We start from the raw sequence: 16,247 nt of genomic DNA, 5'->3' as shown, positions 1-16,247 counted from the left end.
CCAAGGCTGATTTATTTTAACACGCTAGAAATTAAGAAAAATCTTCTAAATAGGTATAGCCTTTCAGCCCTAGTTGCAATTCTTCTAAAATTTGTGCGCGTTCACCTTCGGCGATATGCAGATTCACTAACTCTTCATAAGTGCGCATAAAGGCCACCGCATCTAAGTTAACGTAACGCAATACGTCAGCAACCGTGTCACCCGCCAATACAGATTCGATGTTAGTCACACCATTATCTTCGATGCGAACCACTGCTGAGTTTGTATCACCAAACAGGTTATGCATATCACCCAAGATTTCTTGGTATGCACCCACAAGGAAGAAACCAATCAGGTACGGGCTATCCGCACTCCATGCTGGCACTGGCAGCGTGGTTTCAATCCCTTGACCATCAACGTATTGATCGACAATACCGTCAGAGTCGCAGGTGATATCGAGCATGACAGCACGGCGCTCAGGGGCTTTATCTAGGCCTGATAACGGCAATACTGGGAACACTTGGTCAATACCCCAAGCATCCGGTAATGACTGGAATAATGAGAAGTTAACAAAGAACTTATCGGCTAACTTTTCATTGAGTTCATCAATGATAGGTCTGTGATAACGGTTTTTCGCACTCAATAGCCCTTGCACTTCATGACACACGCGCAGGTTAGCTTGCTCAGCCCACGCACGCTCCGCTAAGGTCAATTGACCTAAAGCGAATAGCGAATGCGCTTCTTGTAAGTCACTTTGGCTATCGTGGTAAATCTCAATCAAAGCACGTTGATCGGCGCGGCCGCTGATCTCAGACCATGAATGCCACATGTTATGCAATAACTGTGGTGAATCTTCCGCTGGCGGTTGAATATCTTCAGGCTGATAAGCTTCAGTACCGATAACATCGGTGATAAGCACAGCATGGTGCGCCGTTAAGTAACGACCCGATTCTGAAATAATACGTGGCATAGGTTGCTCGTACTCATTACAGATGTCGGTCAATACGTTAACTATGTTGTTAGCGTATTCGGTCAGGCCATAGTTCATCGAGTTATTACTTTGGCTACGAGTGCCATCGTAATCCACCGCTAAACCACCACCGACGTCAAAGCAGTTAACGCTTGCACCTAATTCACGTAATTCACAGTAGAAACGACCCGCTTCACTCACACCTTGGCGAATATCACGGATATTAGCGATTTGCGAACCTAAGTGGAAATGCAGCAATTGCAGCGAATCCAGCATATCGTGTTGCTTAAGTTGCTCTACAACCAACAAAATTTGCGCAGCAGATAAACCGAACTTAGATTTTTCACCGCCGCTCGCCTGCCACTTGCCTTTGCCTTGGAACGCTAAACGTGCACGTAGACCTAAACGCGGTGTCACACCCAGACGTTTAGATTCAGCTAACACCATTTTCAGTTCAGACAGTTTTTCTAAAACGATGTAAACCTTGTGGCCTAACTTTTCACCAATCAGTGCTAAACGGATATATTCATTATCTTTATAACCATTACATACAATGACTGAACTGGCTTTTTGCGCCATGGCTAACACAGCCATCAGCTCAGGCTTACTGCCTGCTTCTAAACCCAGTTGTGGTACTTCTTTTGATGCCTGACTCGCCAGGATCTCTTCCACCACAGTTTGCTGTTGGTTTACTTTAATCGGGTAAACCAGCAAATAGTCCGCCTGATACTCGTACTTCTGTATCGCTTGGTCGAATGCTTGGCACAAACTGTTCACTCTGTGGTGCAGGATCTGCGGAAAACGAACTAGTACAGGTAAAGCGACTCCCGCCTTAACCATGTCTTTGGCTAGCTCATTTAAGCCAATCTTGTAATCAGGATTTTTGGGGTCCGGTGACACAGTCACCTCACCTTGATCGCTAATCCCATAAAAACCTTGGCTCCAGTGAGTAACATTGTACCCAGCACGAGCATCATCAATAGACCAATCATTCATTATTATTTAGCCCGTCTATTAAAAAATGGGTTAAACGGTTATGGCTTAATAGCACAACCGCCCGTTCGACAAACCCAGGCAAAGGGACACCTTACCTGACATACACGAAGGTAGATTTTACCTTCTCCTTAATGCCGCAACGTCACGCTAGTGTAAGTGACATTGCTGCGATTTTCATTAATAGCGCAAGAGACAACTCATCTTAGCGCAATACATCGTATCATATTGAAGGGAAAGCTTATTCCCTTACCTCAGTAAAGCTATCTTTACTTGCCTAGCTTGCATTTATCCTCAGGCTAGAGGGCGCAAATACCGCCAAAAAGCCAAATAAGATCCTGAGTCGTATCCTTAAAACATCAAGCTAATAAGTAGCTTAAAGACGTTCGAAAGAGGTTAAGACCTTCAGAAACCGATAACACAAGTAGAAAACGAAAACCGATAACACTGAACTAGCGAACACGCCAAACCAGCTTATCGCTAGGCAAGATTATTTTAACAGGGGACTATTGGCTTCTTCGCGGCCAGAATTGATGCGGATCAACGTGAGATGCTTAAGGCCAGTATCATCGTATGGTACGACAATCGAGCGTTGGCATTGTGACACTTTTAGGCAAAGTGCAAAAAATGGATGCTTGTGCATTAGCTAATAAAAACCCTCTTAACCCCATGTAAATCGATATGTTGTCAATTACACGGTTAATGACTGGTGAACCATAAAACCTTTATTACTCACGTAATATTTGTAATGTCTGCAACGAGCGGAATCGTTGAACGGCGCAATTAAACCGCGCAATGTCACAGAATGCAAGCAAGAATCTCATTTAATCTTTTGCATTAAAATATAATAAACACTTGCTTAACAACCACCCGCCACCCATTGGTTTTAAATAGAGTAATATTAGTTAGTTAACCCATAAACATCGTACGAGTCTGTTCAATATTTTTTATATCACCTTTGTCACTTTTATTGACATTTACCCCTGCAAATATCCCTGATTTTTGTGTGTCACTCAAGTGATGCACATTTGCCAATATTAAGTGAAACCAAACAACCAATTATCACGGCGCCAAACCCAGCCACAAATCGGTGGTTCCTCCGAGACACAATGCGTGGTTAAGCCTGCGCTGAGTGACGACTCACACACGCTAAGATAAAGCTCAAAGACAATAATGCTGCAGTTTCAGCACCGAAGTGTATAATCGCAACCGAATCACATTCCATTATGCACAGAGAGATCCATGGTACAGATAGGTAAAACCTGCAAACTTGAGGTTGTAAAACAAGTCAGCTTTGGCGTGTATTTAAACGCCCACGAATTAGGGCAAGTACTGCTGCCAAACAAAGTCACCCCAAAAGACTGCCAAGTCGGTGATCTGCTTGACGTGTTTCTGTATCTAGATTCTGAAGATATCGTAATTGCTACCACGCGCCGTCCATTGGCACAGGTAGGCGAATTCGCCTACTTAAAAGCTGTCGCAACCGGTCCTTATGGCGCCTTTTTAGACTGGGGCTTAGATAAAGACTTATTACTGCCCTTCGGTGAGCAACATAAGCCTATTGAAGAAGGCCGCTCATATCTGGTCTATGTACACGCCAACCGCGCCGATGAACGCATCATGGCCTCATCAAAAATCGATAAGTTCCTCGATAAGACTGAGCCGGAGTACACTGTCGGTGAGCAGGTCGATTTATACATCGGCGGCACCACAGATTTAGGCTACAAAGCCATTATTAATCATGCCCATTGGGGCGTGATTTACGAAAACGAAGTGTTCCAAAAACTGCGTTTCGGCCAAAGACTCAAAGGTTTCATCAAACAAGTGCGCCGCGACGGCAAAATCGATCTTGTGCTGCAACAAGGCAGTAAACAAGAGTTAGATAAGCATGCCCACATTATCCTGATAAAACTCAAACAGGCTGGCGGCTTCTTAGCCCTGACCGATAAAACCGATGCTGAAATCATTTACGATCAGCTTGGTATGAGTAAAAAAGCCTTCAAAAAAGCCATAGGTGGCTTATTTAAGAATGGCCAACTGAGCATAGATAATGATGGTCTGCGTTTAACTGAAACAGCAGAATAATCAACTCTATTCAGGACTTAGCGTTAAAATTGTACAGTTTACCGCCACTAAGGCAGAGTTTGACTGACAACTCCTAGGATATTAAGCATGGCTCTGTTATAAACAAAGCCATGCTTTTTTCTTTGGAGCTTATATGGAACTCACGTTACACGAAGCCAGAGTCATCGGATGCCTGCTTGAGAAAGAAATCACCACCCCTGAGCAATATCCACTCTCGCTAAACTCATTGACCTTAGCCTGCAATCAAAAAACCAGCCGCGAGCCCGTACTCGAACTCAGTGAAACCCAAGTGCAAATCGCCGTTGATTCCCTAAATCGGAAACGTTTGATCAGCGAACAGTCGGGATTCGGCAGCCGCGTCGTTAAATACAAACACAGGTTCTGCAATACCGAATTCAGCGAACTTCAACTGTCCCCCGCCGCACTCGCCATCGTCTGTTTGTTGCTATTACGTGGCCCGCAAACACCGGGAGAACTACGGACCCGCAGCAACCGCCTACACGAATTTAAAGACGTGATCGACGTGGAAGATTGCATCCGTCAATTAATGAGCCGTGAAAAGCCCTTCTTAAAACAATTACCCAGAGAAGCTGGTCGCCGTGAATCCCGTTATGTGGAATTATTCTCTGCAGCGTCATCGCACGAAAGTGCTAGTCAATCCCATAGCACAAGTCATCCCTTAGCCCATGTCGCTGTATCTGTAGACGCAGAGCCGCTTGAATTAGTGAACAGAGTGACAGAGCTTGAACAACAAGTCGCCGAACTGACGCAAAAGCTCGATGAATTAATCGCCTCATTGAGCTAATTAGCGATAGATAATGACTGATAAATACCGATGGATAATAAGTGCTATGTGAGCAACATGGCACTTATGGACCAATCCACTGTCTACCCAAGGGTGAGAAACTTAACCGCGCCAAGCACCATAGCCCCTGAACCTAGCGCAAAAAAGAATAGAGACAGCACATGACCAATAATCCACCCAGCAGTTTCAACAACATGTTTATTATCGCCATGTTTGAACTGCGCAAATTTTTATTTAATACCCGCGGGATCATCGCCTTGGTCGCCTTTGGTTTAGTTTGGGGTGTACTTCTGCTTTACCCCATTCAAAGTGCATCGGCCATGTTATTGCAGCCCAATGTAAAAGATATCATCGACAGCTTATTTGGTGCCAATACCCTCAATGTGCTCTTTGAGTGGCCCGTGGCCGAAATGGCAGTGTTTTGGTGTTTTGCGCTGTATTTGTTTCCACTGTTCAGTATTCTTATCGCCGCCGATCAGTTCTCATCGGATAAAACCCGCGGCACGCTGCGCTTTTTAACCATACGCACTAGCCGTGACAGCTTATTGTTCGGCCGTTTTCTCGGCCAAATTCTGATCCAAGGTTTACTGATCCTATTAACGATTATCGCCACTGTCGCCCTCGCGCTCAGCCGCGACAGCCAACTGATTTTATCTGCGTTAACGTCTGGCGCCTTAGTGGGCCTTAACCTCATCATAGTGATCTTGCCCTACACGGCTGTGATGACTTTATTGTCCCTGTATGCGCGCACGGCACGCCAAGCTATGGTGTTTGCCACCATTTTATGGACGGTGATTTCCATCACTATCGTGGTGTTAGCGAATCAATCTAGCCTACTAGCACAACTCCAGTGGGTATTACCCGGTGCTCAACTGTCGGACATGCTCAATACCAATGGACTCAATAGCTTAGTCTATGCCCCTATTCCACTGTTACAAACCGCTGTGGCCCTCTTGCTCGGCAGAATTTATATGCAAAGGAGCTCGCTATGAGTCTGATCCAATGCCAAGGGCTGTCGAAGCTTTACGGCAGCAAAAAGGCGCTGAATGATGTGAGTTTCAGTCTTGAAGCGGGTGCCCCCATCGCCCTTGTCGGTCCCAATGGCGCGGGTAAAACCACGCTTTTTAGCCTGTTATGCGGCTATTTATCACCCAGCTCTGGAACCATAACCCTACTCGGTGAAGCCCCCAATAGCCCTAAACTCTTAGGCAAGATTGCCGCTTTACCCCAAGATGCAGTGCTCGATCCCAACTTGACGATTGTCAGCCAGTTAATATTTTTCGCTCGCCTGCAGGGCATGAACCTAGAGCAAGCAAAGCAAGAGGCACTGCGCGTGTTGGCCTTGGTCGATCTAATTGATGTTGCCGAGCAAAAACCGCCTAGCCTTAGCCACGGTATGAGTAAACGTGTATCGATTGCGCAGGCGCTGATTGGCTCGCCAGAATTAGTATTATTAGATGAACCGACAGCGGGACTCGACCCTGCCAATGCAAAAAAAGTCCGTGAACTGGTTAAAGCCTTATCACCCACCACAACTTTTATGATCAGCTCCCATAATCTCGATGAGCTCGAAAAGCTGTGCGATCAAGTGTTGTATTTAGATAAAGGCCAACTGAGTCAAGCGGTGTCAATGCATGCGTCGACCGACAGCGATTACCTGACGTTAACCATGCAAAACTGTGACAGCGATGCATTGCAAGCGGAAGTGGCAAAACTGGCGGGAGTGGTGAACATCAGCTCAAAACAAAGCAATGTGTTTATTATCCAGCTAGACACAAATACAGAAAAAGCGCACAACAGTGATATTGAGATGCGCCTATTCGCCCTCTTCAATCAGCATCAATGGCAATACAAGATGCTGCTGAAAGGTCGCACTCTGGAAGAAACACTCTTTTCATAGGCAAGCGTTAAAAGGGATTTCTCATCACCCAACGGTTGAATAGTGTTCAATCCATAGCCTAAGCGCAATACGCCTTGCGCTTAGGCCTTTTAACTAAGGTTTTAAACTAAGGCTTTCAATAAGCCTTTAAATTAAGTCAGTCACTTCGCCCAGTAAAATCAGCCCACCACTCAATCCGACAAACTTGTACTTACTTTAGCAACACACAATCACCAAAAGCTTCACAAGCCTGTCAATAAAACACCAATCAACCGCGCTGAGCTTGCTATGGCTTTCAATCTCGGGACGAGCTTGTTATAACTCCCCTTCGATTGAACCTAAGCTGACTTCAGAGGTTTCTATGAACAAAGCACAACTTATCCAACGTATTGCCGCCGAGCTCAATGCATCGCAAGCGAGCACTAAACCTGTGGTTGAGCAGATACTGCAACAGATCCACGTCGCATTGAGCGAAGGCGAGAAAATTTTCCTGCCACAATTTGGCACCTTTGAACTCAGATACCATGTCGCTAAAACAGGGCGTAATCCACAAACGGGCGAAGCCATAGAAATCGACGGTTACAATCAGCCCAGCTTTAAAGCCTCAACCGCATTGAAGCAGCAAATCAATCGCTGATATCGCCTAAAACTCACCAGAACTTACCGTAATAAGGAAACAAAGCCCAATTCGTAACCTGATCGCTTGCAAAGAACGATCAATCACTGCGGACTTGGGCGTGAATTATTTAGAGGCTGTTTTCGTGTGTATCAATGGTTTTTCAGACTTTTAGCCCGCCGAAGGGAAACGGCTTATTTCCGCAGTTCTTAAGCCCGAAATTATGCTAAAACGGCTACAAACAACTTTAATGATAACGTAAAAAGAGGCAAAGAATACCTTGACAAAAACAGTATTTAATTAACTAAAGAATATTTCTCAGAGTAAATTCAAATCACCATAACTACGTGAGTTTTATTGTAGATTTTATCCCCAAATTAGTTACTTATATTACCAATCTAAAAAGCCATAATGATGCAAATCTGAGATGAATCACCAATGATTCTGTACAAAAATAATCCTACTGTATATTAATCCCTAGAAAATATTTAAATTATATTTAGGTAAATAATACTTTGAGTGTAATTTTTTTGTGATCGGCTAGGTAGTTTTAATCAATGCCTTAAGGAATAATGACGGCCATATCTAAGTGCGACATTTTTCTGTGACTCGAGTTACATTCAATTTTTTGACACCTATGTCCAACTCACTAATTCAGTATTCTTCACAAATAAATTAAGAGTACACCCTTTTTAATAAGGAAAAGCTAATGCAAATAATGGTTATGACTGAGGGATTTTTAGTTACGGTCGCCACCCTATGTTACTACCCAGTAAAACTCGGATTAGTCGCAATGGTACTCTACGTGGTTTTACTGGCCGGTAATCTACTCCGAGAATATCTAAATCGTAGGCAAGGTGAACACCCTCTGATTGAAACTTTCCGTCATAAATTAGGCCATGTCATCCAAGACACTCAACAAAAATATTTAGATCTAGAACTCGAAAAATTAATACAACAAACAGAACATTTAGCAAATACGAATATTGAACGTCTTCGTTTTATCGTACGTGCCGCACCAGGGATTGGACTGATGGGAACACTTATTCCTATGGGAATAGCGCTCGCTGCCCTTGCACAGGGGAATATGCCTGAAATGGCCGGAATGATGGTTAACGCATTTAATTCTGCCATTGTTGGATTAGGAACAGGCGTCATTGCTTTTGCGCTAGCGTTAGTCAAAGAACGCTGGATAAATAACGACAAGAATGAAATACGTTACCTTGCAGAACTAGCATCGATCGACCACACATCAATTTGTTCACAAACGCCCCTCACTTCAAATCCAATCAACGAAACGCATGCAATAGAGGGCTCACTATGAGTCTGAAATTTATGCGAAAGAACATGTTAACTTCACACCGTGAAGATATAGACCCCTTAGCAGGTATCGCTAACTTATTTGATGCCAGTATTGTTGTGATTGTCAGCATGATGATCGCACTCTTTACCACTTTTAATTTACTTGGGCTAATGGATGAAAAATCCCAAGTCACTATTACGACTAAAAATGCCCAAGGAGAAATGCAAATTGTCAGCAAACAAGGGGCTGAGATAAAAGTACAAAAAGTAACCAAAACGGAGTTGAGTGGTGAAGGTGTAAGGCTAGGTACAGCCTTTCAATTAGATGATGGCCGAGTGGTATATGTTCCAGACTAAATTTCATAGAACGTCATTCACCTTATTCCTTTGTGTATTTTTGCTATCAGTCACTCACCTTGCATGGGGTAAAACAACGCGTGTCAGTTTATTGCTGAGTGATAGTTCACTACGACAATCCACCTCAGTTGTAAAAGATATTTACTCAGAATTTGATGTAATGACGGATACTGATATTCGTATTTACTCGAGTACTAAGTTAAGCGAGCAAGATTTAAGTCATCTTCGCCAGTCAGATTTAATTATCATACAAACGATTGGAAGAAATCTAATAAACCATGTGCAACTCGATCTACAACAGGCTATGAAAAATGGTGCCAAAGTATATGCGTTTGGCTCTAGTATTAATGAAACCGATAAAAATGCTGGAATTATTGAGGATCCCCAAATCCAGCAGTATTTTGTTAATGCTGGAGCAAATAATATCCGTAATGGATTGCTTTACGCACTTAACCAAATAGGGATTAATCTGCCCTATCAGCCACCTGAAACTGTACCTGAAATAGGTTTATATCATGCAGGAACGGGGACTGTTTATGCTGATTTTGATCGTTTTAAGCAAGATTATCATCAATACAAACCTGGTAAACCTTGGATTGGATTCGTGGTTTATCAAAGTAATATTATTGCAGGCAGTACATCCCATATTGATGCAGTAATTAACGCTCTGGAGAGTCGGGACCTAAACGTGATGACGGTATTTGGTTATCCTGCACAGGTTCCCATCGAGCGCTATTTTTTCGACGACCAAGGCCATTCAAGGGTAGAAGTCATTATTGCTGCAAGCATAAAAATTGGCGTCACTCCAGAGATACTGACACCATTATTTGAACGCCTCAATGTTCCAGTGATTAATGCCATTTCATTGTTTTCAACATCAATCGAGGACTGGGAGGCTTCATCGGTTGGGATGGATATTACCGAACGCTCTTGGCAATTAGCCATGCCAGAAATGGCGGGGTTAATACAACCTACCGTATATGCTGCTAAACAGATGATACAAGATCCTCAATCTGGCATGACTTATATAGAAGAGCAGCCCATACCAGAACGCGTTGCCATGTTGGCAAACAGAGTCAAACGATGGGTAACCTTGCGTCAAAAACCTAATTCAGAAAAGCGCATTTTTCTGCAGTATTTTAATTTTCCTCCTGGACGAGACAATGTTGGCGCCGCATACCTTAATGTGTTGCCGCAAAGCATTTGGCAAGTGGTTAAACGCCTCGAGCAAGAAGGATATAACATCCAAAACCTTCCTAAGGAGCCTTCACTATTACGCCAAGATATTCTCAAATATGGTGCCAATATCCCCAGTTGGGAGCAATCACAAATTGATACTCTCGCCGTCTCAGGCGAGCCCGTACTTTTACCAATATCGACCTATCAACAGTGGTTTTTAGCATTGCCACAGTCAGCACAGGAAATGGTGACAAATACTTGGGGAAGTCCAGAAGAAAGTAACGCTATGACCTATAAAGACAGTGCAGGAATTGCATACTTTGTTTTACCTGTACGCCGCTATGGTAATGTCCTACTTGGACCACAGCCCTCCAGAGGAAAAACTGAAAATCCTGAAAAACTCTATCACGACCTAAAATTTCCACCATCACATCAATATATTGCGTTTTACCTTTGGCTCCACAAAGTCTTTAAAGCTGATGCGATGTTCCAATTTGGCACACACGGCACCCATGAGTGGCTGCCAGGCCGAGAGGCTGGTATGAATATCACAGATGCACCTGAATATCTCATTCGAGATCTGCCAAACTTTTATAGTTTTATCATGGATAATGCAGGAGAAGGTACAATTGCAATGCGTCGTGGTATGGGCATTATGATCACCCATTTAACCCCACCCATGGATCGCACCTCCTTAAACCCTGAACTACAAACCCTGAAAGGACTGATCGAAAGTTACCAGCGCGCGCGGCAACAAAACCCACAATTAGCAGAATCACAGATTAAAGAAATTGAGCTACAGGCAGAAAAACTCGGGATTTTACAAGATTTGGGTAAAGCCCCCACTGCAATTGATGCAAAGGCATCAACTTTAATCACTCAGGATAATGAGTCATCCCATCAACTCATTGAGGATATTCATCATTATCTTGAAGAAATTTCAGACCGTATTAATCCGATGGGACTGCACAGCTTTGGTGTCTCTCCAACTGCTGACCAAATCCAAAAAACAGCGCAAGCGATTCTATCAATTGAACCCACTTTAGATAAACAGCAGTACAAACAACGCATAGAACAATTATCTTCAGCCATTTCAGCTAGCGCTAAACAAGAACTCGATGCTCTTATTGCTGGTTTTTCAGGCCAGTACATTCCAGCAGGCGTAGGGGGGGATCCACTGCGTAATCCAGATGCGTTACCCACTGGACACAATTTTTACTCCTTTGACCCACGCCGAATTCCAGCTAAATCAACCTATGAAATAGGTAAAAAGCTCGCAAATCAGCTCATTGAGGACTATCGACAACGCCATAACGAATACCCTAAAAAGTTAACCTTTACCCTTTGGGGCGTTGAAACTATGCGTAATGAAGGAGTTCAAGAAGCGCAGATCATGTATTTGCTCGGCATACGCCCTAGCTACGATGAAAGAGGTATAGTGCGTGGCGTTGAAGCCATACCGCGTGAAGAATTAGGCAGACCTCGAATTGATGTCACTGTGATCCCATCCGGATTACATCGGGATCTCTTTGCTAATGTGGTTACCCTACTAGATCAAGCATTTACTCTTGCCCAAGCACAGGATGAGCAGGATAACCAACTACGTATCAATACGATAAAAACACAAGCTATGCTTGAAGCCAAAGGAGTTGAAACCACCTTAGCCACCAGAATGGCCGCGGTTAGGCTATTTTCCGTTCCCTCTGGAGCCTATGGCACAAACTTGGAAAGCGCGATAGATCGTTCTGATACTTGGGATAACGAGCAGACGCTGACAGAGATGTACTTTAATCGAATGAGCCATCTCTATGGACAAGGCTTTTGGGGAGAATCTGGAGATACGGCTGAAACAGGTAAATCCTCCCAAGTTGGGCAAATGCTACTCAAAAATGCCTTATCGGGAACCGCCATCACTGTTCATGCTCGCTCAAGTCATGTATTTCAAGTCCTTGATGGTGATGATCCCTTTGCATCCTTTGGTGGTGTATCCATGGCCGTCAGAGCCGTAGATGGCACAAGTCCAGAGGTGATGATAAGTAACCTTGCTGATCCAAATCAAGCCCAACAAGAAACCCTAGAACGATTTATGGGACGCGAATTACGCTCTCGCTACCTTAATCCTGAATGGATAAAAGCAATGCAAACAGAGGGCTATGCTGGCGCTAAGTTCATTAATAGTGTGATTCAGAATATGTGGGGATGGCAGGTCACAGTGCCAGAAGCTGTCGATGCAAGTAAATGGAATGATATGTACCAAACCTATGTACAGGATCGCTATCAATTAGACATGGAAGAGTTTTTCCGTGAATCTGAAAATTTAGGGGCATACAAAATGATGATGTCCCGCATGCTTGAAGCCGTTCGAAAAGGTTATTGGCAAGCCGATGCTGAAACCGTTAAAGATCTGAGTGAGCGCATCACCAAGCTGGCAGAAGAACAAGGTGTTCTTTGTGATAGCCAAGGATGTGAAGATCCCATTTTAGAAAAACTGATCCAGGCAAAATTAGTGTCAGCCCCTAAATTAACGCCACAGCCAATGATGCCTGCGCCACTAATGCAGTCAAGCAAAGCATCACCTGAAGCGCTCAAAAAGCCGAATGAGGCAACAAAAGCCATCCAAGGATATGCAATCGAAGAAGTCAATTTGACGCATCCAACTGAACAGCAAAGTACCTCAGTTTGGCTACATTGGCTTAGCTACCTGTTGTTGTGCTTAGCCTTTATCTTTGGTTTCAACCGATACCCTAAAATAATGACCCCTTAAAAATTATAATATTTCAAGGAGATATTAATGTATCAAGGCCACATAGCTCATATTCCTTATCCTTTAACTGTACTAGCACTCTTTCTTGCTTCTGCGGGTATACAAGCACAAGCATCAACCCCAAAAGAGACCGATGAAATGGAGATCATCGTAGTTTCAGCAACACGTACTGCACAGGATATTAAATCCTCCCCTTCCGCCATCAATGTGATCACGGAAGAAGATATCCAAGGAATGACACTCTTTACCATTGATGAAGCCTTAGGAAAAACCGCAGGTGTAATGGACCGACGTACTAAAGGATTTATGGAAACCACTCCGTCACTCACGATACGGGGATTAAGTAATGCACGGGATACATTAGTGTTAGTCGATGGTGTTCCCCAAAATGATTCCCGCAATGGGCAAGTCAACTGGACGATGATCGACAGTGAAAATGTGCAGCAAATTGAAGTTGTACGCGGACAATTTTCTAGCCTTTATGGAGGCAACGCCATAGGCGGTGTCGTCAATATTTTTACCAAAGTCCCCGACGAAAACAGTTTTTCAATGAAGCTGGGGATAGGTGGTTCAGCTGATAGTATCGCCCCTGAAAATTTTCACGATCAAGCCTTACAAGGTACCTTAAAAATACTGGATTCCGTCGCATTAGGCGCAAACTACCGCAAGCGTGAAACCGATGGTTATCCAACGACCCACGTTAATGCTTCAGATGCTGTTATTGATAAACTTCCCGAAGGCGTTACAGGTTGGCTCCCCTACACAACCAACATCGGTGGAAAAAGTAATCTTATTGGTGATATGGGGGATAACTGGTTCAATGATGAAACCTACGGCCTTCGATTAACTTACACCCCATCAGATGATACTCGTCTAAACCTTAGCTACGCTAACTCAGACTCAGTATATGGTTATGATCAGCCCCATAGCCTACTACGCACCACCGAAGTCACAGAATCAGGCAAGGTCGATAGCATTCCAACCTATGGCAATATCCCCATGACTACTTGGCTAAATGGCGCATTGTTTGCTCGGGGGGGAGTACAACACAAACTAATACAGGATTGAATTTGAGTACAAGCTGGGATCAAATCAATTTACACATCTCAGCTGGGCATATTAGTAAAGAGACTACGACAATTATTGCAGGACTCACAACCGCCAGTGCCGGACATGCACCTATGAATCCGGTCACCTTTGAGGGTGGAGATGGTCGGTTAGCACCTGCAACGGAAAGCACCAGAAAAAGCATTGATGTTCAGCTAGATATGCCCCTAGGCGATAATCATACGCTAGTGCTCGGGGTTGCGACAAACGAAGGAGATGTCACTGAAGAGCGTTGGAGCCTAAGCAATTGGACAGATCCAAAGTCCAAAGTATTTATGTCGGCGGACACCACAGCCAAAGACCAAATACGTTCTTTTTATATCCAAGATGCTTGGCAACTGAATAATGAGTTCACTGTCTATATCGGTGCCAGACAAGATTGGTGGAAAATGCGCGGTGGAGAATCTCACTCCTATACTCAAGCAGGTGGAACGGGCAGTATTACCTATGACAAGGTAACAGACTCCCCTATCAGTCCTAAAATATCAATGGTTTATAAACCCAGTACCGATACCAGTTACCGCGCCTCTCTAGGCAAAGCTTTTCGAGCGCCCAATTTGTACGAGTTTTTTGGTACCGCAAGCCTAGGAGGAAATATCTATGTCGGTAACCCTGATTTAAAACCAGAGACATTGGTGTCATGGGAGTTGGGTGTTGACCACAGTTTTCAAAATAATATCAATGCGATAGCGACGATTTACCGTTCCGAGATTAATGATCGAATTGCAACTCAAACGGTTGATGGTATCAGTATGCCTCAAAACGTCGCAGAGGCAGAAATTCAAGGAATCGAGTTAGAACTCAAAGGCACATGGCACTACGGTTTAGGTTGGTCAGCCAACTACACTTATACGGACAGTGAAGTCACCCAAGACCCCAATCTGAATGTTGTCGGTAAAGCACTCCCCCATACCCCAAAAAATATGTACAACTTGAACCTGAATTGGCGCCAAGGCAGTTGGTATATTACTGCAAATCATAGCTATCAAAGTAAGCGATTTACGAATGTAACCAATACTGATGTCGTGACTCATGTGCCAGGTTCAACAGACTCTTTTATGTTAACCGATGTAAAAACCACTTATTTTGTTTCCGACAACATCACAGCTTCATTAGGGATCAATAATTTATTCAATGAACAATACAAGCAGTTTTATCTCAGTCCGGGACGTTTTTGGTTTGCAGAATTACGGCTAAGTTATTAGGCTTATCTTAATTTTCATACTGTTAGCAAAAGGTCAGGTATGACCTTTTGCTAAATACAACTCGCATAACACTAACAGCAACATGCCAAGCCACTCCCGTTAATGAGCTTCAGGGATAACCCGTTTTAGTAATGCTTCACAATGTAAAAAATTCGCGGCATTATCAGCCGAGGGATCCTCGAGAAATGGCACACAACCGAGGAAAGGTGCTGTCATCATCTCTTTAAGGCTCGTCAGATTCTCCTCAAACATACTCATGTTCGGATCGACACGATTAGCAACCCAGCCTGCAATCTTAAGCCCATCGGCCAATATCGCCTCTTGAGTCAGCAATGCATGATTTAAGCAGCCGAGTTTCATGCCAACCACGAGTATCACTGGCAGTTCTAATCTCTGTACGACTTCCGAAAGATACCTACCATCACCTAAGGGTAAACGCCAGCCTCCCGCGCCCTCAATCAAGCAAAAATCCGCTTGAGCAAATGCCACTAAATCTAAACTTTCAATGATAGCTTCAGGCGCTAAACTCACGCCCACTTGGGCAGCGGCAATGTGCGGTGCAATCGCAGGTTCGAAGGTAAAAGGATTGATGACGGAATAGGCCAGTTTTAGTGAAGATGACGTCATCAGCTGTAACGCATCGGCATTACGCAATCCTTCAGAGGTTTGCGCGCAGCCCGAGGCGATGGGCTTAACACCTAAAGTCAACATAGTGTTAGCCGCAAGAATACTCACAGCAGAGTCAGCATTGGCTATGAGCCCTAAACGATTCACAGCGGTTAATAATGCCGCCGAAACCAAAGTCTTACCGCTATCGGTATCTGTACCTGTTACAAAATACATATTAGATCCTTATCTGTTGCTATGAGTTGTGCTTTGTTAAGCCCACTCTCCATAAGCTAAATGTCCATATAGCTAACGATCTCTATACGTAATGTTAAAAATCCAACGTTTTCTAGATATTAGTGCTAATTGATAATGCCATGACTAAAGGCATAATATGTGA

General features: G+C 43.9%; 13 protein-coding genes. 10 read left to right on the top strand and 3 right to left on the bottom strand.

What is annotated here, in order from left to right:
• Positions 1–31: 31 nt before the first annotated feature.
• Positions 32–1,945, bottom strand: a complete 1,914-nt coding sequence (gene speA, locus L5M17_RS01055; protein ID WP_028760330.1) for a biosynthetic arginine decarboxylase — start codon at positions 1,943–1,945, stop codon at positions 32–34.
• 487 nt (positions 1,946–2,432) lie between these two features.
• On the bottom strand, positions 2,433–2,585 hold the full coding sequence (locus L5M17_RS01050; RefSeq protein ID WP_011846564.1) for a hypothetical protein: 153 nt from the start codon (positions 2,583–2,585) through the stop codon (positions 2,433–2,435).
• A gap of 599 nt (positions 2,586–3,184) precedes the next feature.
• On the opposite strand from L5M17_RS01050, the gene L5M17_RS01045 reads away from it, so the two are divergent.
• The 10 genes from L5M17_RS01045 to L5M17_RS01000 all read left to right on the top strand — a co-directional run bounded on the left by L5M17_RS01045 (position 3,185) and on the right by L5M17_RS01000 (position 15,241).
• On the top strand, positions 3,185–4,027 hold the full coding sequence (locus L5M17_RS01045) for a S1 RNA-binding domain-containing protein (protein ID WP_006086322.1): 843 nt from the start codon (positions 3,185–3,187) through the stop codon (positions 4,025–4,027).
• A 133-nt stretch (positions 4,028–4,160) separates the two neighbouring features.
• Positions 4,161–4,832 carry a YceH family protein gene (locus tag L5M17_RS01040; protein ID WP_263138240.1) on the top strand — a complete coding sequence of 224 codons (672 nt, stop codon included), beginning with the start codon at positions 4,161–4,163 and terminating at the stop codon, positions 4,830–4,832.
• Positions 4,833–4,993: 161 nt separating this feature from the next.
• A complete protein-coding gene (locus tag L5M17_RS01035) occupies positions 4,994–5,824 on the top strand; it encodes an ABC transporter permease subunit (RefSeq protein ID WP_263138239.1) in 831 nt (276 codons plus the stop codon).
• Positions 5,821–6,732, top strand: coding sequence for an ABC transporter ATP-binding protein (locus L5M17_RS01030; protein WP_105252836.1), 912 nt, complete (start codon positions 5,821–5,823; stop codon positions 6,730–6,732). Before L5M17_RS01035 ends, L5M17_RS01030 begins: the two co-directional genes overlap by 4 nt.
• A 340-nt stretch (positions 6,733–7,072) precedes the next feature.
• Complete coding sequence (locus L5M17_RS01025) at positions 7,073–7,348, top strand: HU family DNA-binding protein (RefSeq protein WP_006086318.1); 276 nt, start codon at positions 7,073–7,075, stop codon at positions 7,346–7,348.
• Between the two features lie 688 nt (positions 7,349–8,036).
• A complete protein-coding gene (locus tag L5M17_RS01020; RefSeq protein WP_263138238.1) occupies positions 8,037–8,651 on the top strand; it encodes a MotA/TolQ/ExbB proton channel family protein in 615 nt (204 codons plus the stop codon).
• Positions 8,648–8,986, top strand: coding sequence for a DUF2149 domain-containing protein (locus tag L5M17_RS01015; RefSeq protein ID WP_263138237.1), 339 nt, complete (start codon positions 8,648–8,650; stop codon positions 8,984–8,986). The genes L5M17_RS01020 and L5M17_RS01015 overlap by 4 nt, the downstream gene beginning before the upstream one ends.
• Positions 8,973–12,929, top strand: a complete 3,957-nt coding sequence (locus L5M17_RS01010) for a cobaltochelatase subunit CobN (protein ID WP_263144597.1) — start codon at positions 8,973–8,975, stop codon at positions 12,927–12,929. Before L5M17_RS01015 ends, L5M17_RS01010 begins: the two co-directional genes overlap by 14 nt.
• A gap of 27 nt (positions 12,930–12,956) precedes the next feature.
• A complete protein-coding gene (locus L5M17_RS01005; protein ID WP_263144596.1) occupies positions 12,957–13,997 on the top strand; it encodes a TonB-dependent receptor in 1,041 nt (346 codons plus the stop codon).
• Positions 13,998–13,999: 2 nt separating this feature from the next.
• Complete coding sequence (locus L5M17_RS01000) at positions 14,000–15,241, top strand: TonB-dependent receptor (RefSeq protein WP_263144593.1); 1,242 nt, start codon at positions 14,000–14,002, stop codon at positions 15,239–15,241.
• 99 nt (positions 15,242–15,340) lie between these two features.
• Here the strand turns inward: L5M17_RS01000 and bioD are convergent, their stop codons facing one another.
• Positions 15,341–16,084, bottom strand: coding sequence for a dethiobiotin synthase (gene bioD, locus L5M17_RS00995; RefSeq protein ID WP_263144590.1), 744 nt, complete (start codon positions 16,082–16,084; stop codon positions 15,341–15,343).
• Between the last annotated feature and the right edge of the window lie 163 nt (positions 16,085–16,247).

The organism is Shewanella sp. SW24 (assembly GCF_025653395.1).
Taxonomy (GTDB): Bacteria; Pseudomonadota; Gammaproteobacteria; order Enterobacterales; family Shewanellaceae; genus Shewanella; species Shewanella oncorhynchi.
This window is presented reverse-complemented; position numbering and strand designations above follow the sequence as displayed.

Coding starts and splice junctions, on each gene's coding strand:
- L5M17_RS01050 (WP_011846564.1), bottom strand. CDS start 2,585: ATGCACAAGCATCCATTTTTTGCACTTTGCCTAAAAGTGTCACAATGC.
- L5M17_RS01005 (WP_263144596.1), top strand. CDS start 12,957: ATGTATCAAGGCCACATAGCTCATATTCCTTATCCTTTAACTGTACTA.
- bioD (WP_263144590.1), bottom strand. CDS start 16,084: ATGTATTTTGTAACAGGTACAGATACCGATAGCGGTAAGACTTTGGTT.
- L5M17_RS01040 (WP_263138240.1), top strand. CDS start 4,161: ATGGAACTCACGTTACACGAAGCCAGAGTCATCGGATGCCTGCTTGAG.
- speA (WP_028760330.1), bottom strand. CDS start 1,945: ATGAATGATTGGTCTATTGATGATGCTCGTGCTGGGTACAATGTTACT.
- L5M17_RS01045 (WP_006086322.1), top strand. CDS start 3,185: ATGGTACAGATAGGTAAAACCTGCAAACTTGAGGTTGTAAAACAAGTC.
- L5M17_RS01030 (WP_105252836.1), top strand. CDS start 5,821: ATGAGTCTGATCCAATGCCAAGGGCTGTCGAAGCTTTACGGCAGCAAA.
- L5M17_RS01010 (WP_263144597.1), top strand. CDS start 8,973: ATGTTCCAGACTAAATTTCATAGAACGTCATTCACCTTATTCCTTTGT.
- L5M17_RS01015 (WP_263138237.1), top strand. CDS start 8,648: ATGAGTCTGAAATTTATGCGAAAGAACATGTTAACTTCACACCGTGAA.
- L5M17_RS01020 (WP_263138238.1), top strand. CDS start 8,037: ATGCAAATAATGGTTATGACTGAGGGATTTTTAGTTACGGTCGCCACC.
- L5M17_RS01025 (WP_006086318.1), top strand. CDS start 7,073: ATGAACAAAGCACAACTTATCCAACGTATTGCCGCCGAGCTCAATGCA.
- L5M17_RS01035 (WP_263138239.1), top strand. CDS start 4,994: ATGACCAATAATCCACCCAGCAGTTTCAACAACATGTTTATTATCGCC.